At 68.3% G+C, this 16853-nt stretch carries 21 protein-coding genes; 5 read left to right on the plus strand and 16 right to left on the minus strand.

Going from position 1 to position 16853, the window contains the following annotated elements; genetic code table 11:
- Both PMI01_RS02700 and PMI01_RS02705 read right to left on the minus strand, forming a co-directional pair.
- On the minus strand, positions 1-606 hold a 606-nt coding region (locus PMI01_RS02700), incomplete at its 3' end, for a hypothetical protein (protein WP_007662655.1).
- Positions 603-1904 (minus strand): replication-associated recombination protein A, encoded by a 1302-nt coding sequence (locus PMI01_RS02705; protein WP_007662656.1) that lies wholly within the window; start codon positions 1902-1904, stop codon positions 603-605. The genes PMI01_RS02705 and PMI01_RS02700, both read right to left, overlap by 4 nt.
- A gap of 34 nt (positions 1905-1938) precedes the next feature.
- Here PMI01_RS02705 and PMI01_RS02710 point away from each other — a divergent pair, with 34 nt between their 5' ends.
- Positions 1939-2358 carry a VOC family protein gene (locus PMI01_RS02710; RefSeq protein WP_007662665.1) on the plus strand — a complete coding sequence of 140 codons (420 nt, stop codon included), beginning with the start codon at positions 1939-1941 and terminating at the stop codon, positions 2356-2358.
- Between the two features lie 14 nt (positions 2359-2372).
- Here PMI01_RS02710 and PMI01_RS02715 read toward each other — a convergent pair whose 3' ends face one another.
- From PMI01_RS02715 to PMI01_RS02745, 7 genes are all read right to left on the minus strand, one after another.
- The gene (locus PMI01_RS02715) at positions 2373-2795 is read right to left on the minus strand and encodes a GFA family protein (RefSeq protein WP_007662676.1); all 423 of its coding nucleotides are present in this window, start codon (positions 2793-2795) and stop codon (positions 2373-2375) included.
- Between the two features lie 109 nt (positions 2796-2904).
- Positions 2905-4329 carry a Do family serine endopeptidase gene (locus tag PMI01_RS02720; RefSeq protein WP_007662689.1) on the minus strand — a complete coding sequence of 475 codons (1425 nt, stop codon included), beginning with the start codon at positions 4327-4329 and terminating at the stop codon, positions 2905-2907.
- A gap of 110 nt (positions 4330-4439) precedes the next feature.
- Positions 4440-5687 (minus strand): TCR/Tet family MFS transporter, encoded by a 1248-nt coding sequence (locus PMI01_RS02725; RefSeq protein ID WP_007662691.1) that lies wholly within the window; start codon positions 5685-5687, stop codon positions 4440-4442.
- Positions 5688-5763: 76 nt separating this feature from the next.
- On the minus strand, positions 5764-6258 hold the full coding sequence (locus PMI01_RS02730; RefSeq protein ID WP_007662693.1) for an SRPBCC domain-containing protein: 495 nt from the start codon (positions 6256-6258) through the stop codon (positions 5764-5766).
- Entirely contained in the window at positions 6255-6581 is a 327-nt protein-coding gene (locus PMI01_RS02735) for an ArsR/SmtB family transcription factor (RefSeq protein WP_007662695.1), read from the minus strand. The genes PMI01_RS02730 and PMI01_RS02735 overlap by 4 nt, the downstream gene beginning before the upstream one ends.
- Positions 6578-6958 carry an MmcQ/YjbR family DNA-binding protein gene (locus PMI01_RS02740; RefSeq protein WP_007662696.1) on the minus strand — a complete coding sequence of 127 codons (381 nt, stop codon included), beginning with the start codon at positions 6956-6958 and terminating at the stop codon, positions 6578-6580. Before PMI01_RS02740 ends, PMI01_RS02735 begins: the two co-directional genes overlap by 4 nt.
- A gap of 7 nt (positions 6959-6965) precedes the next feature.
- Positions 6966-7415, minus strand: coding sequence for a VOC family protein (locus PMI01_RS02745; RefSeq protein ID WP_007662698.1), 450 nt, complete (start codon positions 7413-7415; stop codon positions 6966-6968).
- Between the two features lie 145 nt (positions 7416-7560).
- Between PMI01_RS02745 and PMI01_RS02750 the strand changes: the two genes are divergently transcribed.
- Both PMI01_RS02750 and PMI01_RS02755 read left to right on the plus strand, forming a co-directional pair.
- A complete protein-coding gene (locus tag PMI01_RS02750) occupies positions 7561-8031 on the plus strand; it encodes a nuclear transport factor 2 family protein (RefSeq protein WP_007662699.1) in 471 nt (156 codons plus the stop codon).
- A 4-nt stretch (positions 8032-8035) separates the two neighbouring features.
- Positions 8036-8629 carry a TetR/AcrR family transcriptional regulator gene (locus PMI01_RS02755; RefSeq protein WP_007662700.1) on the plus strand — a complete coding sequence of 198 codons (594 nt, stop codon included), beginning with the start codon at positions 8036-8038 and terminating at the stop codon, positions 8627-8629.
- Here PMI01_RS02755 and PMI01_RS02760 read toward each other — a convergent pair.
- The gene (locus PMI01_RS02760; RefSeq protein WP_007662701.1) at positions 8626-9864 is read right to left on the minus strand and encodes an alkaline phosphatase family protein; all 1239 of its coding nucleotides are present in this window, start codon (positions 9862-9864) and stop codon (positions 8626-8628) included. The genes PMI01_RS02755 and PMI01_RS02760 overlap by 4 nt on opposite strands.
- 157 nt (positions 9865-10021) lie before the next feature.
- On the opposite strand from PMI01_RS02760, the gene PMI01_RS02765 reads away from it, so the two are divergent.
- Together PMI01_RS02765 and PMI01_RS02770 are read left to right on the plus strand one after the other, a co-directional pair.
- Positions 10022-10924 (plus strand): ABC transporter ATP-binding protein, encoded by a 903-nt coding sequence (locus PMI01_RS02765; protein ID WP_007662702.1) that lies wholly within the window; start codon positions 10022-10024, stop codon positions 10922-10924.
- Positions 10914-11729, plus strand: a complete 816-nt coding sequence (locus PMI01_RS02770) for an ABC transporter permease (protein WP_007662703.1) — start codon at positions 10914-10916, stop codon at positions 11727-11729. The genes PMI01_RS02765 and PMI01_RS02770 overlap by 11 nt, the downstream gene beginning before the upstream one ends.
- A 248-nt stretch (positions 11730-11977) precedes the next feature.
- On the opposite strand, the gene rplQ is transcribed toward PMI01_RS02770, so the two are convergent.
- The 6 genes from rplQ to secY all read right to left on the minus strand — a co-directional run bounded on the left by rplQ (position 11978) and on the right by secY (position 16678).
- On the minus strand, positions 11978-12391 hold the full coding sequence (gene rplQ / locus PMI01_RS02775) for a 50S ribosomal protein L17 (RefSeq protein ID WP_007662704.1): 414 nt from the start codon (positions 12389-12391) through the stop codon (positions 11978-11980).
- A 188-nt stretch (positions 12392-12579) separates the two neighbouring features.
- Positions 12580-13596 carry a DNA-directed RNA polymerase subunit alpha gene (locus PMI01_RS02780; protein WP_007662705.1) on the minus strand — a complete coding sequence of 339 codons (1017 nt, stop codon included), beginning with the start codon at positions 13594-13596 and terminating at the stop codon, positions 12580-12582.
- A 75-nt stretch (positions 13597-13671) separates the two neighbouring features.
- Positions 13672-14061 (minus strand): 30S ribosomal protein S11, encoded by a 390-nt coding sequence (gene rpsK, locus PMI01_RS02785; protein ID WP_007662706.1) that lies wholly within the window; start codon positions 14059-14061, stop codon positions 13672-13674.
- Positions 14062-14074: 13 nt separating this feature from the next.
- Positions 14075-14443 carry a 30S ribosomal protein S13 gene (rpsM, locus tag PMI01_RS02790; RefSeq protein ID WP_035034191.1) on the minus strand — a complete coding sequence of 123 codons (369 nt, stop codon included), beginning with the start codon at positions 14441-14443 and terminating at the stop codon, positions 14075-14077.
- Positions 14444-14617: 174 nt separating this feature from the next.
- On the minus strand, positions 14618-15187 hold the full coding sequence (locus PMI01_RS02795) for an adenylate kinase (protein WP_007662710.1): 570 nt from the start codon (positions 15185-15187) through the stop codon (positions 14618-14620).
- 132 nt (positions 15188-15319) lie between these two features.
- Positions 15320-16678 carry a preprotein translocase subunit SecY gene (secY, locus tag PMI01_RS02800; protein WP_007662711.1) on the minus strand — a complete coding sequence of 453 codons (1359 nt, stop codon included), beginning with the start codon at positions 16676-16678 and terminating at the stop codon, positions 15320-15322.
- Between the last annotated feature and the right edge of the window lie 175 nt (positions 16679-16853).

The raw sequence follows: 16853 nt of genomic DNA on the forward strand, positions 1-16853 counted from the left end.
GCCCCGCCAGTGCGGCGGTCGGCTGAGGACCAGCAGCGGTCCGCGCGCCCGGCGACGGGCGACCAGGGGAACGACGACCAGCACCAGGGTGATCAGGGCGATCGGGATCATCGCCACCACCGCCCCGGCCAGCGGAATGGCGATGGCGTCCGACCACTCCGGCAACTGCTCGCGATACATCCGGTGCAGCGGATCGGCCGCCAGGCCCGCCAGGGTGGCGACCAGGGCCAGGAACGTTACGCCCAGGACGATCAAGGCGTTGCGCTGGGTCGTCAGCAACCGCGCCCCGAACCGCGCCACCAGGCCCGTAACGACGGCCGCGAAGGCCGCGAGGCTGAGGCTGCTATAGGCCAGGTCGGCATACAGCCATTTGTGGGTGGCGTACTTGGCCTGCAGCACGCCGAACCGGGCCGTGGCCTGCTTGAAGTCGGCCAGCTGCGGCTCGCCGAAATAGAGCAGGCCGCGCAAGGCGTGCAGCTCGGCGAAATAGGCCTTGGAGTCGCTGTGCCAGGGCGTGACGGCGGCCAGCCACAGCAGCAGCCCGCCCGCCGCCAGCAGGACCAGGCAGAGCGCGGCGGTCACGCGGACCGCGGGTGTAAGCTTCACTTGCCGTCTCTCCGCAGGCGGTTCCAGGCGTCCAGCCGTTCCTTGACCTTGGCCTCGGCGCCAACCGGCTTGGGCTCATACAGGCTGGGGCGCGTCATGCCATCGGGGAAATAGTTCTGGCCCGAGACCCCGCCCTCGACGTCGTGGTCGTAGGCGTAGCCGTCGCCATAGCCGAGGGTCTTCATCAGCTTGGTCGGGGCGTTGAGGATGTGGGCCGGCGGCGGCAAGCTGCCGGTCTCCTTGGCGGCCCGGCGGGCGGCCTTGTAGGCGACGTAGACGGCGTTGGACTTGGGGGCGCTGGCCATGTGGACCACGGCCTGGGCCAGGGCCAGTTCGCCCTCGGGCGATCCCAGGAAGTCGTAGGCGTCCTTGGCGGCGGTGGTCAGCAGCAGGCTCAGCGGGTCGGCCGCGCCGATATCCTCCGACGCCATGCGCACCAGGCGGCGGGCGATGAACAGCGGGTCCTCGCCGCCCTCCAGCATCCGCGCCAGCCAGTACAGCGCCGCGTCCGGGTCGCTGCCGCGCACCGACTTATGCAGGGCCGAGACGAGGTTGTAGTGCTCTTCGCGGTTCTTGTCGTAGGCCGGGCGGCGCTTCTGCAGGAACTGGCCCAGCTGGGTGGGGTTGAGCGGCGTGTCCGTGCCGACGGCCAGCAGGGTCTCGGTCAGGGTCAGCAGGTAGCGGCCGTCGCCGTCGGCCATGGCGATCAGGGTCGCGCGAGCGTCGTCGTCCAGCGGCAGCCTGCGCCCCTCGGCGGCCTCGGCCTTGACCAGCAGGGCTTCCAGCGCCTCCTCGTCCAGGCGCTTGAGCACGAAGACCTGGCAGCGCGACAGCAGAGCGCCGTTCAGCTCGAACGACGGGTTCTCGGTCGTGGCGCCCACAAGGGTGACGATCCCCTCCTCCACGAACGGCAGGAAACCGTCCTGCTGGGCGCGGTTGAAGCGATGGATCTCGTCGACGAACAGCAGGGTGCTCTGGCCGGCCTGGCGGCGCATGCGAGCCTGCTCGAAGGCCTTCTTCAGGTCGGCGACGCCGGAGAACACCGCCGAGATCTGCATGAACTCGTAGCCGCCGGCCTTGGCCAGCAGGCGGGCGATGGTGGTCTTGCCGGTGCCGGGCGGCCCCCACAGGATCATCGAGGCCAGGCGACGGGCCGCGGCCATCCGGCCGATGGGGCCGTCGGGGCCCAGCAGGTGTTCCTGGCCCACCACCTCATCGAGGGTCTGGGGTCGCAGGCGGTCGGCCAGCGGGCTGGGCGCATGGGGCGTCAGGCCGGCGGCTTGGAAAAGATCGGACATGGAGTAGGTTTACTTAATCGTGGGAGGAACCACCATGACCAACGACGGCGACCCGACCCGGGGCCCCGCATCCGGCGTCACCCCGTATCTGTCCGTGGTCGGCGGCAAGGCGGCCGTGGAGTTCTACAAACGGGCGTTCCTGGCCGAGGAGACCTTCCGCAACACCGCCGACGACGGCGAGCGGATCATGCATTCGCGGCTGGTCATCAACGGCGACTGGGTGATGCTGTCGGACCATTTCGCCGAGATGGTCGGCGGCGCGGCCTTCGCGCCCCCCGCCTCGGTCACCCTGCACCTGCAGGTCGACGACGCCGACGCCTGGTGGAACCGGGCGCTCGAGGCCGGCGCGACGGTGCGCTTCCCGCTGGCCGACCAGTTCTGGGGCGACCGCTACGGCCAGGTCCTCGACCCGTTCGGCCACTGCTGGTCGATCGCTTCGAAGATCAAGGCGTAGGTGCCAGCCCGAGCCTACTCCGCCATCGTCTCGCCGGAGCCGCCGAACTCCGCCGGGAAGTCCTTCAGCTTGGGCAGGCCGTCGTGCATCGGCAGGACGGTCTGGGCGTAGTTCACGTGTACGCCCGGCGTGAAGGCCAAGGTCGGAAGGGTCGCGGCGAAGACGTCCACCAGCCCCAGGGTCGGATGGTTGGTCATCAGGTGCCCGCCGCACTTGGCGCAGTATTGCCGCTGGCTGAACCCGGTCTTCTGATAGCTCGCCAGCTCGTCGGACCCCGAGGTGATCCGCACGGCCTCGGGTTTCCACAGGCTGAAGGCGTTGACCGGCCCGCCGGACCACGAGCGGCAAGACTGGCAATGGCAATAGCCCATGGCCTCCGGCTCGCCGGTGACCTCCAACTGGACCGTGCCGCAAAAGCAACTTCCAAGATGGGTCATGGCGCGTTTCCTCGACCTTCGTATCGTCGGTTGGCCAGCCAGGCCACGGTACCGCTCGCGCGCCTTTCGAACAAGCGTCGCGAGCACCGGGCCTGGCAGGCGCGCTCCGCTACGCCCTAAGCCGCGCCGTGATCCGCTGGCCGTTGCGCTCGATGGTCACCGTCCAGGCCGACCCGCCGGCGTTGGCCACCGCCGCCAGCTCGGCGGTGGTGTTGATGGCCTTGCCGTTGACCTCGCGGACGAAGTCGCCCGGACGCAGGCCGGCGTTCAGCGCGAAACCCTGGCCGATCTTGGTGACCAGCACGCCGCGCCCGGCGAAGGCGTCGACGCCGAGGTCCTGGGCCGCGGCCGGCGACAGGTTGACCACGGTCGCCCCGTCGAAGGGGTTGCGGCCCTTCAGCACCCGCTCGTCCCGGGCCGGGCTTTCCGGCGCGGCCTCGGCGCGCAGGGTCAGGGTCTGCTCCTTGCCGCCGCGGTTGATCAGCACCGAGACCCGGTCGCCGACCTTGTGGGTGCCGATGGCGAAGGCGCCGCCGCCCTCGTCGTTCACCGCCTGGCCGTCGATGGTCAGGATCACGTCGCCCTCGCGGATGCCGGCCCGCTGGGCCGAACCGCCCGGATAGACGTCGGAGATCACCACGCCACGCGGCGTGGCCAGGCCCAGGCCGCGGGCGATCTCGGCGGTCACCGGCTGGCCCTTCACGCCCAGCCAGGGCCGCACCACGCTGTGGCCGCCGCCCAGGGCCGTGCTCACCACCTGCCGCACCACGGCGGCCGGAATGGCGAAACCGACGCCGCTGGACGAGCCCGAGCGTGAGATGATGAAGGTGTTCACCCCGATCAGGTCGCCGTCCATGTCGACCAGCGGACCGCCGGAATTGCCCGGATTGATCGCCGCGTCGGTCTGGATGTAGCTGCCGAACTCGGCCGCCCCGACGTCGGTGCGGGCCAGGGCCGAGACGATGCCGTTGGTCACGGTCTGGCCCACCCCGAACGGGTTGCCCAGCGCCAGCACCAGGTCGCCGACCTCCAGCTGTTCCTGGTCGTCGATGGCGATCACCGGCAGGCGCTCGCCCTTGGTGTCGATCTTCAGCACCGCCAGGTCGGAGCGCGGATCATCAAGCAGCACCGTGGCCGGGAATTCCCGGCGGTCGGCCAGCTGGACGGTGATGTCGCTCATGTTCTCGATGTTGTGGTGGTTGGTGATGATCACCCCGTCGGCGCGAACGATGGCGCCGGACCCCAGCGAGCCCTGCACCTGGTCGCGTGGCGCGCCGCCGCCGCCGCCCATGAAGAAGTCCCAGAACGGGTCACGCGCCTGCTGGCGCACCACGCGGCGGCTGGCGACGTTGACGATGGCCGGCGCGGTCTTCTTCACGACCGGCGAGAACGAGGCCTTCATCGAGCCCGGGTCGCTGGGAACGCGGCGGGTCGGCTGGGCCAGGTCCGGGATCGATTGGGCCTTCGACGGCCCTTGCGGCGAGCAGGCGGCCAGCAGGGCCAGGGCGGGAAGCAGGACGCGATAGGATCGCATGGGGGTTTCGCGACTCCGTGGAAGCAGCCCGCGACATCAGCCGAGCTTTCGGGCGCATTGATGGCGGCCAAGGTTCGAGACCTTGGCCGCGGATCTGAAGACTGAAACCCTCAGGCGGCCTGGGGTTCCGCCGCCAGCGGCCGGGCGACGCGCAGGGTCAGGACGGCGGCGGCCAGCACCATCGCCGCGGCGATCAGGATCGGCAGGCCCGGCAGGTGCAGGGTCGCGTCGTGACGGATCGCCCAGGCGAACGGCAGCAGGTACAGCGACGGCCCGATGATGGCGGTAATGCCCATCATCGCCGAATTGGCGCCCTGCAGCTGGCCCTGCTCCCAGGGCTCGACCCGACGGGTCATCAGGCCCTGCAGGCCCGGCTGGATCAGGCCCGAGAAGGCGAAGATCGGCAGGCCGCACAGGTACAGCCAGCCGGTCGGGGCCAGGGCGTAGATCAGGAACCCGACGGCGCACGAAAACAGGCCGATCAGCAGCGCCCCGCGCTCGCCCACCCGCTTGACGATCGGTCCGACCACGAAGCTCTGCAGCAGGATGCCGGCGATCCCGCTGCCCATCAGGGTCAGGCCGATCACCGCGGTCGACCAGTGATAGCGGAAGCCCATGTACAGCACGAAGACGCTGGGCAGCACGTTGTGGGACAGCTGGAACAGGAAACCCACCACGCCCAGCCCCAGCAGGTCGGGCTTGCTCCGCAGCAGGTTCAGCGAGCCGACGGGATTGGCCTTCTTCCAGTCGAAGCGCTTGACCCGCTTCTCCGGCGGCAGGGATTCCGGCAGCACGAAGAAGCCGTACAGCCAGTTGCACAGGGCCAGGGCGGCGCAGACCAGGAACGGCAGGCGATGGTCGAAATGCCAGAGCCAGCCGCCCAGGGCCGGCCCGAAGGTGAAGCCCACCCCGAACGCCGCCCCCATCAGGCCAAAGCCCTTGGCTCGGTCCTCGGGCTTGGTGACGTCGGCCACATAGGCCCCGGCGGTCGAGAAGCTGGCGGCGGTCATGCCGTTGAACACCCGGCCGACGAACAGCCACCACAGGTTCGGCGCGAAGGCCATGAACAGGAAGTCGATCCCCAGGCCGAAGATCGAGGTCAGGATCACCGGTCGGCGGCCGAACCGGTCGGACATCAGGCCCAGGATCGGCGAACAGAAGAACTGCATCACGCCCCAGGTGGTGGCGAACAGCACCGTCCACAGCGCGGTTTGCGCCGTGTCGCCGCCGTTGAACCGCTTCATCAGCTCGGGCAGCACGGGGATCATCACCCCCAGCGACAGCACGTCGAGGGTGGCGGTGACGAAGATGAAGCCCAGCGCCGCCTGGCGGTGGGTTTTGCTGATGGCCTTGGTCATGACGCTTCCCCTAACTCTGTTCTTCCACGCTTTCCACCTTGGTCGTCATCCCTCGAACAAGTCGGGGGATGACGATCTAAGGGGACGGTGAAATCAAGGCTTGCCGGAGCCCCTCCAGCAGGTCCCGCCACCACTCGCCATGCCGGTGCAGGAACACGCCGTCCGGGAAGTGATGCCGCGCCACGTGCTCGATCGGCACCGTATCCCAGCCACGATGCTCGACGGTGACACGGGTCTCCTGGTTTTCGGAGGGCCCCACCGCCTCGAACCGCACCTCGACCTCGGTGTCCATGCCGGGCGCGAAGGTCGCCTGGCGCCAGCCGAACACCAGCCGCTCGCCCGGCGTCCAGACGCGGACGGGGCCGATCTCGAACACCTTGCCGCTGGGCAGGCGCTCGACCAGACGGCTCCCCTCGCCCGCCCCTTCGAACGCCAGCACGCCCGGCGAGCGCGGGGTGAACGAGAACAGATCGTTGGGCCGCCACCAGGCGCCGATGTCGGCGGTGAAGACCTCGAACACCCGCAACGGCGGAGCCTTGATGCGCAGGGCGACCAGAACCTTCGAACTCAAGTCCCCGCCTCCACATGGGCCTTGAGGGCCAGGAGTTGGTCGCTCCACAGCGCCTCGGCCGCCTCGGCCCAGGCCTTCAGCTCGGCCATCGGGGCCGGCCGCAGCGCATAGACCCGCACCCGAGCGTCGAACGGCGGATGGGTTTCCTCGACCAGCCCGGCCTGGCGCAGGGTGCGCAGGTGGCGGCTCATGGCCGGAGCCGACAGGCCGGCGGCCAGGGCCAGTTCGCCGGCCCGGCGCGGGCCCTGGCGCAGCAGGTCCACCGTCGCCCGCCGGTGCGGGTCGGCCAAGGCCGCCAGGGTGACGTCGAGCGAGGCGCTCATGACGGCGCTTGAGCGCCGACGGGGGCATTGGTCGGGGCGCGGCTGGCGTCCAGCAGGGCGATCTGCCGCCTGTTGGCCTTCAGCCGCCAGGCCGCCTCCAGCGCGCCGCGCAGGGTGGGTTCGTCGACAGCCGCCAGCACGACCAGGGTTGCGCCCTTCAGGCCCCAGGCCCCGGGCACGGGGGCGAACATCGTCGGCTCGACCCCGACCACCATCTCCTGCTGCTCGCGGGTCAGCGACACCATGCCGAAGCTGGGGTTGGGATAGCCCAGGGTGGCGAAGATCCGCCCGACCCGGAAATCCACCGTACCCATGTGCGCGCTCTCGATCGCCTCGGGCAGGGCCAGGGCCAGGCGGCGGAAGTCGTCCTGGGTCATGAGCGGGTCACATCCAGCCTTGGATCTTCAGGCCCGACGCCGCCTCGGCCTCCTCGCGGCTCACCGCCTTGACCGCCGCGCCCACGGTCCAGAAGTGGCCCTCCAGGTCGCGGCAGCGATAGGTGCGGTCGCCATAGAACTGGTCGGCCGGCTCCATCAGGATTTCGGCCCCCGCCGCGCGGGCCCGCTGGCAATGGGCGTCGACGTCGCCTTCGACCTTGATGTGCACGCTCTGGGTGTTGAAGCCGTCGATCGAGGCCGGGCTCTTGTGCTGCGCGGTCCACTCATTGCCGATCATCACCAGGCTGTCGCCGAACTTCATCTCCGAATGGGCCAGGTTGCCGTCGGCGTCCTCGATCAGCATCACCAGCTCGAAGTCGAACGCCGCCTCCAGCCATTTCAGCGCCGCCTTGGGGTCGCGGTAGCAGAGGGCCGAGGTCAGGGAAGCGCGGGCCATGGCGAAGCTCCATTTACAATTTGATGGAATATTTAACGCATATCGAAACTAAAATCGCAAGCCATGAAGGTTGACGTCGAGCCTTGCCGATTGTACCGATCAGTACAACTGTACCAATCGGTACAACAAGACAGGAAACCGACCGATGTCCGCCATCCGCCCGCCGCTTCCGCCGTTCACCCACGAAACCGCCGTCGCCAAGGTCCGAGCCGCCGAGGACGGCTGGAACGGCCGCGACGCCGCCAAGGTGGCCCTGGCCTATTCGGAAGACACCTCGTGGCGCAATCGCGCCGAGTTCGCGCAGGGCCGCGCGGCCGCCCAGGCCCTGCTGGCCCGCAAGTGGGACAAGGAGCTGGATTACCGGCTGATCAAGGAGCTTTGGGCCTTCACCGGCAATCGCATCTCGGTCCGCTTCCGCTATGAATATCGCGACGACTCCAACCAGTGGCACGTGGCCTACGGGAACGAGCAGTGGGAATTCGAGGCCGACGGCCTGATGCGGCGGCGCGAGGCCAGCATCAACGAACGCCCGATCGACGAGAGCGAGCGCCGGTTCTTCTGGCCGCTCGGACCGCGCCCGGCCGACCATCCGGGCCTGACCGAAATGGGGTTGTGACCGCGTGGGCAAGACTGTCGGAGACAAGGGCGGCGGAGGCAAGGGCGCCAGCGAACGCGCGCAAGTGGTTCCGCTGCTGGCGGAGGCCTTCCGCGAGAACGGGTTCGAGGGCGCCAGCCTGTCGGTGATCGGCCAGCACACCGGCCTGGGCAAGGGCAGCCTCTATCACTTCTTCCCCGGCGGGAAGGAAGAGATGGGGGCCGCCGTCCTGACCCAGATCGACGGCTGGTTCGAGGCCGAGGTGTTCGCGCCGCTGCGCGGGCCCGGCGACCCGCGCGCGGCGATCGGGGCGATGCGCGCCGCCGTCGACGCCTATTTCCGCTCCGGCCGGCGTGTCTGCTTAGTCGGGGCCTTCGCGCTCGACAATGTCCGCGAGCGCTTTCCAGGCCAGGTCCGCGACTATTTCGCCGCCTGGCGCGACGCCCTGGCCGCGACGCTGGAACGCGGCGGCGTGGCGGCTCCCGACGCACGGGACGCGGCCGAGGACGCCCTGATCCAGGTCCAGGGCGCGCTGGTGCTGTGCCGGGCCCTGGACGACCCGGAGGTCTTCGCGGCGGCCCTGGCGCGCATGGAGCGGCGGCTGCTGGCCCTGCTCTAGCGCAGCGCCGCCTTCACCGGCCCCAACCGGCCGTCGCCGTGGTCGCCCCGGACGCCGATGACCCGGGTCAGCAGCGGATAGACGTCGACATTGTCGAACACCGGCAACACCACGCCATGCTTGAACGCCGGGCCGTGGGCGACGAACACCGCCCGCATGGTCGGGTCGGCGGGATCATAGCCATGGGCGCCGCCGTCGCGCGGATGGTCGGCCAGGCGCTTCTTGATGGCCTCGGCGGTGGCGAAGTACCAGCCCGTCTCCGCCAGACAGACGATCGGCGGCACGCGCGGATTGGTCCCGTAGCCATAGCGGGCCGGGATTTTGTCCTTCTCCCAGCAGTTCAGGTGCGGGATGGGGCGCAGCAGGGCGGCCGTGACCTCGGCCTCGTGGCCGGGCAGCGGCCGGACCGAAACGACCGAACCAGTGCTGACGAAGCGCGCCTTGGCCGGATCGGCCAGGGTCGAGACGTCGATCAGCCCGCTCAGCGGCTGGGGCGCCATGCCGTGGTCGGCGACGACGACGATGTTGGTGGTCTCGTACAGCCCCCTCGCCTTCAGCCCCGCCACCAGCCGGCCGATGGCCGCGTCGACCTGGGCGGCGGCGGCGTTCACCTCCGGCGAGTCCGGGCCGTAGTGGTGGCCCTGGGTGTCGACCGGGTCGAAATAGAGGGTGCCGAAACCCAGGATCGGATCCTTGGCGTCGATCCACGACAGCAGGATGTCGACCCGGTCATTGGCGGCGATCTTCTGGTCGAAAGCTTTCCAGTGGCTGGGGCGCACGCCGTCGATTTCGGTCTCCGAACCCGGCCAGAACAGGGTTGCGGCATGGACGCCCTGCTGCTCGGCGCTGACCCAGATCGGCTTGGCCTGGCTCCACCAGCGCGGATCGACGACCGCGTCGTGGTTGGACATCCTGAAGGTCACGCCCGGGATCGCGGGATCTTCCATCATGTTGTCGACCACCCCGTTGTGGTCGGGCCGCTTGCCGGTCACCAGGGTATAGTGGTTGGGAAAGGTCAGGGACGGGAACGAGGGCCGCATGGCGCCGCGCGCGCCGTCGGCGGCCAGGGCGCTCAGGGTCGGGGTGTTTCCCCGGTCCAGATAGTCGGCCCGGAACCCGTCTATCGACACCAGCACGGTCAGCGCCGCCCTGGGGGCGGCGGGCGGCGTCCCGGTGGCGCAAGCGCCCAGCATCAAGACCAGGACCAGGGCAGCCCAGCGACACACAGCGACCATCACGCACCTCGAACCCGACCAAGCCTCGCTATAGCCCGACTATGTGACGCCCCGCCACGGATGACCGCGACTTAACTTGGCGGTTTTCGCGCCTCCGGCCATAGTCGCGGCGTCTTCCAGGGAGTCGCCGAATGAACCTCGCCGGACCAAGCCCCGAATGAACCTTGCCCTGGAGGCCGAGAACCTCGTCAAGACCTACGGCGCGGTGCGCGCGCTGGACAGCCTGTCCCTGAGCATCCCGGCCGGCGGCGTGTTCGGCGTGCTGGGTCCCAACGGGGCGGGCAAGAGCACCCTGTTCCGCATCGCCCTGGGCCTGGTGCGCCCGACCAGCGGCGCGGCGCGGCTGTTCGGCGCCCCCGCCGGCCAGACCTCGTCGCTGCGGCGGGTGGGGGCGATGATCGAGACCCCGCGCTATCCGCCCTACCTGACCGCCCGCGACACCCTGAAGATGCTGGCCCTCGAAAGCGGCGCGGCCGGCGCCGACATCGAATACTGGATCGAGCGCGTCGGCCTGGGCGGCGCCGCCGACCGCAAGACCGGCGGCTTCTCGGTGGGCATGAAGCAGCGGCTGGGCCTGGCCGCCGCCTTCTTCACCCGCCCGGAACTGGTGATCCTGGACGAGCCGACCAGCGGCATGGACCCGGCCGGCATCCAGGAGATCCGCGCCCTGATCCGCGACCTGGCCGACAAGGAAGGCGTGACCATCATCCTGGCCAGCCACCAGCTGGACGAGGTGCGCCGGGTCTGCGACCGGGTGGCGATCCTCTCCAAGGGCAAGCTGGCCGCCGAGGGCGACGTCGAGTCGCTGACCGGCGGCCGTCCCCGCCTGCGGCTGACGGTGACGCCGGTCGAGGCGGCCCTGGCGGTGCTCGGCGCCAAGGGCGAGCCGGACGGTCCCCACGCCGTGCTGGCCGACGTCCTGCGCGCCGAGACCCCCGCCCTGATCCGCGCCCTGGTCCAGGCCGGGGTCGAGATCACCGAGGCCCGCTGGCGCGAAGGCGACCTGGAAAGCGCCTATCTGGGCGCGCTCGAACCCAAGGATCTGGTCGATGCTCGCTGACGCCATCGCCGCCGAGCGCTTCCGGCTGATCCGCGACCGCACCGCCGTGTTCTGGGGCTTCCTGTTCGCCCCCCTCGCCTCGCTGCTGTTCAGCCTGGCCGGCGACATCTTCGTGCGCCTGGCCTTTCACAAGACCATCCCCGGCGCGACCACCGATCTGGCCAACCGGGCCATGGGCGCGGTGGCCGGCGCCTCGGGGCCGGTCACCGCCCTGTTCCTGCTGATCGGCGCCGCGGCGATCGTCGCCGGCGACTATCGCTGGGAGAGCTGGCGGCTGGTGACCCCGCGCAACAGCCGCCTCAACCTGCTGGCCGCCAAGCTGATCGTCTTCGCCGAGGCCTCGGCCTGGAGCCTGCTGCTGACGGCCCTGGCCTCGGTGCTGGGCGGGCTGTTCAGCAGCGTGCTCAACGCCGCCCCGCTCGTCGGCTCCGGCGCGGGTTCGGCCTTCCTGGGCCAGTTCGCCGGCGTCTTCCTGATCACCTGGCTGGAGGTGCTGATGATCGGCGCCCTGGCCGCCCTGGTCGGGGTGGTCACCCGCTCGACCATGGGCGCGGTGATCGCCGGCCTGGTGGTGGTAGTCGTGCAATCCACCGCCGCCGCCGCGGTCCAGGCCGCCAGCTGGAAGACCCTGGCCATCCCCGCCTACGCCGCCCGCACGCTGAAGACCTTCGTCGCCGCCCCGGAAGGCTTCCGGCCCGACGCCGGCCCGGCGGGGCTGGGGCTGGTGATGCTGCTGGCCTGGCTGGTGGTGTTGGCCGTCGGGGCCCTGGTGCTGTTCAGGCGGCAGGACCTGACGAAGGAATAGGCCTTTGGCCACCTTCTCCCCTTGCGGGAGAAGGTGGCCCGCGAAGCGGGTCGGATGAGGGGTCGAAAGACCTGTCCGCCGTGACCGCGGAGCGGCGGGGCGAGGCATTCACCGTTTGAGAGACCCCTCATCCGGCGGCTACGCCGCCACCTTCTCCCGCAAGGGGAGAAGGACCAGTCCGACCCCAGACGCAGAAAAGGCCCCGGATCGCTCCGGGGCCTTTTCCGTTCAGCTCGCGCTGGAAAGTCTTAGTCGTCCGAGGCGTTGTCAAACACCGGGCCCGAATCCTTGCCCTTGGCCGAGACGTCGCGGTCGACGAACTCGATGACGGCCAGCGGGGCGTTGTCGCCGTAGCGGAAGCCGGCCTTCAGGACGCGGATGTAGCCGCCCTGACGGTCCTTGTAGCGGGGACCGATGGTGGCGAACAGCTTGCCGACTTGCTCGACGTCGCGGACGGTGCTGATGGCCTGGCGACGGGCGTGCAGGTCGCCGCGCTTGGCCAGGGTGACCAGCTTCTCGACGAAGGGACGCAGTTCCTTGGCCTTGGGCAGGGTGGTGACGATCTGCTCGTGCTTGATCAGCGAGGCCGACATGTTGGCGAACATGGCGGTGCGGTGAGCGGACGTACGGCCCAGTTTACGGTGTGCTTTACCGTGACGCATCGTAGTGTCTCCTGGGCCTCGGCCCGCTGTGGCGCGCGAAAAAGCGCCGATTGTCACCAATCCCGGCGGCGTCCCTGCCGGGGTCAGAACGAAGCGCCGGGGCCCTCCACCGCTGTTGCGGCTTCAAAAGGCCCAGGCCGCCCTCCAAGAAGGCGGCCCGGATTAAGCGCGGTACTCGGTACTCAGTCTTAGATCTGGTCTTCGAACTTCTTGGCCAGGTCTTCGATGTTTTCCGGCGGCCAGTTCGGAACGTCCATGCCCAGGTGCAGGCCCATGCCGGCCAGCACTTCCTTGATCTCGTTCAAGGACTTGCGGCCGAAGTTCGGGGTGCGGAGCATCTCGGCTTCGGTCTTCTGGATCAGGTCGCCGATGTAGACGATGTTGTCGTTCTTCAGGCAGTTGGCCGAACGAACCGACAGTTCCAGCTCATCGACCTTCTTCAGAAGCGCCGGGTTGAACGGCAGTTCCGGCTTGGCCTCGTCGGCCGTCTTGGCCTTGGGCTCTTCGAAGGTGATGAAGATCTGCAGCTGGTCTTGCAGGATGCGGGCGGCGTAAGCCACCGCGTCCACCGGCGTGACGGCGCCGTTGGTTTCCACTTCCAGGATCAGCTTGTCATAGTCCAGCGACTGGCCCTGACGGGTCGGCTCGACGCGATAGGCGACGCGCTTGACCGGCGAGTACAGGGCGTCGACGGCGATCAGGCCGATCGGCGCGTCTTCCGGACGGTTGCGGTCGGCCGGGACGTAGCCCTTGCCGGTGTTGACCGTGAACTCCATGCGCACCGAGGCGCCGTCGTCCAGCGTGCACAGCACGTGGTCAGGGTTCAGGATCTCGATGTCCGAAGGCGTTTCGATCTGACCGGCGGTCACCGGGCCGGGGCCCGTGGCGCGCAGGGTCATGCGCTTGGGGCCTTCGGCGTGCATGCGCACGGCCAGTTGCTTGATGTTCAGAACGATGTCGACGACGTCTTCGCGGACGCCTTCGAGCGAGGAGAATTCGTGTACGACGCCATCGATCTGGATGGCGGTGACGGCGGCGCCCTGAAGCGAGGAGAGCAGGACGCGGCGGAGAGCGTTGCCGAGCGTCACACCGAAGCCGCGCTCGAGCGGCTCAGCCACGATGCGAGCCTTGCGGGTCGCGTCGGCGCCAGTCTCGATTTGCGGCTTCTCAGGACGGATCAGCTCGTTCCAGTTTCTTTCGATCACGTGGTCGATCCCTTGAACGCGGCTCGCCGGCCGCGAATCTCGCAGCCGGCGATGGAGAATTGGGTAGTAATAGTACTAGACGCGACGACGCTTGGGCGGACGGCAGCCGTTGTGCGGGATCGGCGTCACGTCGCGGATCGTCGTGATGGTCATGCCTGCGGCCTGAAGGGCGCGCAGGGCCGACTCACGGCCCGAACCCGGACCTGACACGTTGACCTCGAGGGTCTTCACACCGTGCTCGGCGGCCTTCTTGCCCGCGTCTTCCGCAGCCATCTGAGCGGCGTACGGGGTCGACTTGCGCGAGCCCTTGAAGCCCATCGCGCCGGCGCTCGACCAGGAAATGGTGTTCCCTTGAGCGTCGGTGATGGTGATCATGGTGTTGTTGAACGAGGCGTTCACGTGCGCCACGCCCGAGGTGATGTTCTTGCGTTCGCGCTTTTTAACGCGTGCCGGTTCCTTGGCCATCGTTCAGGCTGCCTTACTTCTTCTTGCCGGCGATCGGCTTCGCCGGACCCTTGCGGGTGCGAGCATTGGTATGGGTGCGCTGACCGCGGACCGGCAGGCCCTTGCGGTGACGCAGGCCGCGATAGCAGGCCAGGTCCATCAGACGCTTGATGTTCATCGAATTTTCGCGGCGCAGGTCGCCTTCGACGGTGAAGTCCTTGTCGATCGTTTCACGGATCTGCAGGACTTCGGCGTCGGTCAGCTGGTTGACCCGGCGGGCGTCATCGATGCCCACCTTCGTGACGATGTCACGAGCGGACTTCTGGCCGATGCCATGAATATACTGAAGCGCGATCAGAACGCGCTTGTTCGTCGGGATGTTGACGCCTGCAATACGGGCCACGTCTAATGTTCTCCTAGTCACGCACTAAAGACGCGAACGGCGCGCCCGGCCCGGTCTTTCGACCCAGTCCGGCGCGCACAGATCGCGCCCTTTCGCGGAAGCGCCCCGTTATAGGGATAGTTGCGCATCCGTCAATGGCGGAATCCGATCGAATGAAAGGATTCCAACGAAGTCTTAAGCCACGACCGAAAGCGCGGCGTCGATTGAGGCGGCCACCGTTTCCACGGAAGCCATGCCATCCAGTTCCGTGAGCTTGCCTTGCTCCCGGTAGTACGGGAGCAGCGGCGCGGTCTGGGCGTTGTAGGCCGCCAGGCGCGTTACGAACACTTCCGGATTGTCGTCAGGTCGGCCCTGTTCGGCGAATCGCTTGCTGATCCGCTCGATGAGCGCCGGCTCGTCTACCTTGAGTCGGAGAACGGAGTCGATCTTCTGGCCGCGCTTGGCCAGCATGGCGTCCAGGGCCCGCGCCTGGGGCACCGTGCGGGGGAAGCCGTCGAAGATGGCTCCACCGGCCGCTTCGGCCTCCGGCAGCCTGTCCTCGATCAGGGCGATGACGATCTCGTCGGTGACCAGGTCGCCGCGGTCCAGCACGCCCTTGACCGTCTGGCCCATCTCGGAGCCCGAGGCGATGGCGGCCCGCAGCATGTCGCCGGTCGACAGCTGGACCATACCGCGCTGATCGACCAGGCGCTTGGCCTGAGTGCCCTTCCCCGCCGCCGGCGGTCCGAACAGGATCAAGTTCATCAATGCACTTCCCGCGTTCTCCGGGTCTGCCGCCCGTGTCAGCCAGACCTAGAGTGGGTTCGACAAAAACGGAAGCCGGTTTGTGACAAACCGGCTTCCGCGTTCTGGCCTTACGTCGCGTCGATAGGAGGCTTAGCGCCCCTTGCCGCCGCGCAACTTCGACTTCTTGATCAGGCCTTCGTACTGGTGGGCCAGCAGGTGGGACTGGATCTGGGCGACGGTATCCATGGTCACGGTCACGACGATCAGGATCGAGGTGCCGCCCAGGGTGAACTTGGTCGGGCCCATGCTGTTCATCAGCAGTTCCGGCAGGATGCAGACGGCGGTGATGTAGGCCGCGCCGATCACCGTCAGGCGGGTCAGGACATAGTCCAGATATTCCGCCGTCCGCTTGCCCGGACGGATGCCCGGCATGAAGCCGCCGTACTTGCGCAGGTTCTCGGCGGTCTCTTCCGGATTGAACACGACCGACGTGTAGAAGAACGTGAAGAAAATGATCAGGCCCGCGTACAGCGCCATGAACAGCGGCTGGCCGTGCTGCAGCGCGCCCACCACGTTCGGCAGCCAGGCCAGCCAGCTGGGCAGGTTGGCGGTGGCCAGGAAGCCCATGGCCGTGGTCGGCAGCAGCAGCAGGCTGGAGGCGAAGATCGGCGGGATGACGCCGGCGGTGTTCAGCTTCAGCGGGATGAACGAGGTGTCGCCGCCGATCATCCGGTTGCCCTGCTGGCGCTTGGGGTAGTGGATCAGGATGCGGCGCTGCGAGCGTTCGATGAAGACGATGAAGAAGATCACCGCGATCGCCAGGACGGCGACGGCGAACAGGGCGAAGCCCGACATCGCGCCGGTCTGCACCTGGGTGAACATCTGGACCACGCCCAGCGGCAGGGCCGAGACGATGCCGGTGAAGATGATCAGGGACACGCCGTTGCCGACGCCGCGGCTGGTGATCTGCTCGCCCAGCCACATCAGGAACAGGGTGCCGCCGGTCAGGGCCACGACGGTGGAGGCGATGAAGAACGCCGGCGCGATGCCGCCGACCACCATGCCCGTCTGGCTCTGCAGGCCGACCGCGATCGAGAACGACTGGATCAGGGCCAGCACCACGGCCAGGTAGCGGGTGTACTGGTTGAGGGTCTTGCGGCCGGCTTCGCCGCCTTCCTTCTTCAGCTTCTCCCACGGCGGATACACCGAGCCCATCAGCTGCACGATGATCGAGGCGCTGATGTAGGGCATGACGTTCAGCGAGAACACGGCCATGCGCTGCACGGCCCCGCCCGAGAACATGTTGAACATGCCCAGGATGCCCTTCGACTGGCCGGCGAAGGCCGCTGCGAAGGCTTCGGGATTGATCCCCGGGATCGGCACATAGGTGCCCAGCCGGTAGACCATCAGCGCGATGAGCGTGAACCAGATGCGCTTGTGAAGTTCGGTGGCCTTCTGGAAGGACCCGAAGTTCATGTTGGCTGCGAGTTGTTCGGCGGCCGAGGCCATTCAAATCCCCACGTCGAGAGCGCGCGCCGCGTCCGCGGTCAGGTCGCGCTCCAAGCATAATTCACAAGCCGGGCCCGGATCGAGGCGAGTCACGATCCGGGCTTGGCCCTAGTACGGAGCCGTACATAGGTGAGGCTCGCCGCGATGTCACGGCGAGCCTCGTTATTCTGTCATC

The sequence above is a fragment of the Caulobacter sp. AP07 genome (assembly GCF_000281955.1).
Taxonomy (GTDB): Bacteria; Pseudomonadota; Alphaproteobacteria; order Caulobacterales; family Caulobacteraceae; genus Caulobacter.

Coding starts and splice junctions, on each gene's coding strand:
- PMI01_RS02745 (WP_007662698.1), bottom strand. CDS start 7,415: ATGGCCCGCGCTTCCCTGACCTCGGCCCTCTGCTACCGCGACCCCAAG.
- PMI01_RS02705 (WP_007662656.1), bottom strand. CDS start 1,904: ATGTCCGATCTTTTCCAAGCCGCCGGCCTGACGCCCCATGCGCCCAGC.
- PMI01_RS02725 (WP_007662691.1), bottom strand. CDS start 5,687: ATGACCAAGGCCATCAGCAAAACCCACCGCCAGGCGGCGCTGGGCTTC.
- rplQ (WP_007662704.1), bottom strand. CDS start 12,391: ATGCGTCACGGTAAAGCACACCGTAAACTGGGCCGTACGTCCGCTCAC.
- PMI01_RS02710 (WP_007662665.1), top strand. CDS start 1,939: ATGACCAACGACGGCGACCCGACCCGGGGCCCCGCATCCGGCGTCACC.
- secY (WP_007662711.1), bottom strand. CDS start 16,678: ATGGCCTCGGCCGCCGAACAACTCGCAGCCAACATGAACTTCGGGTCC.
- rpsK (WP_007662706.1), bottom strand. CDS start 14,061: ATGGCCAAGGAACCGGCACGCGTTAAAAAGCGCGAACGCAAGAACATC.
- PMI01_RS02735 (WP_007662695.1), bottom strand. CDS start 6,581: ATGAGCGCCTCGCTCGACGTCACCCTGGCGGCCTTGGCCGACCCGCAC.
- PMI01_RS02795 (WP_007662710.1), bottom strand. CDS start 15,187: ATGAACTTGATCCTGTTCGGACCGCCGGCGGCGGGGAAGGGCACTCAG.
- PMI01_RS02750 (WP_007662699.1), top strand. CDS start 7,561: ATGTCCGCCATCCGCCCGCCGCTTCCGCCGTTCACCCACGAAACCGCC.
- PMI01_RS02720 (WP_007662689.1), bottom strand. CDS start 4,329: ATGCGATCCTATCGCGTCCTGCTTCCCGCCCTGGCCCTGCTGGCCGCC.
- PMI01_RS02760 (WP_007662701.1), bottom strand. CDS start 9,864: ATGGTCGCTGTGTGTCGCTGGGCTGCCCTGGTCCTGGTCTTGATGCTG.
- PMI01_RS02740 (WP_007662696.1), bottom strand. CDS start 6,958: ATGACCCAGGACGACTTCCGCCGCCTGGCCCTGGCCCTGCCCGAGGCG.
- PMI01_RS02765 (WP_007662702.1), top strand. CDS start 10,022: ATGAACCTTGCCCTGGAGGCCGAGAACCTCGTCAAGACCTACGGCGCG.
- PMI01_RS02770 (WP_007662703.1), top strand. CDS start 10,914: ATGCTCGCTGACGCCATCGCCGCCGAGCGCTTCCGGCTGATCCGCGAC.
- PMI01_RS02715 (WP_007662676.1), bottom strand. CDS start 2,795: ATGACCCATCTTGGAAGTTGCTTTTGCGGCACGGTCCAGTTGGAGGTC.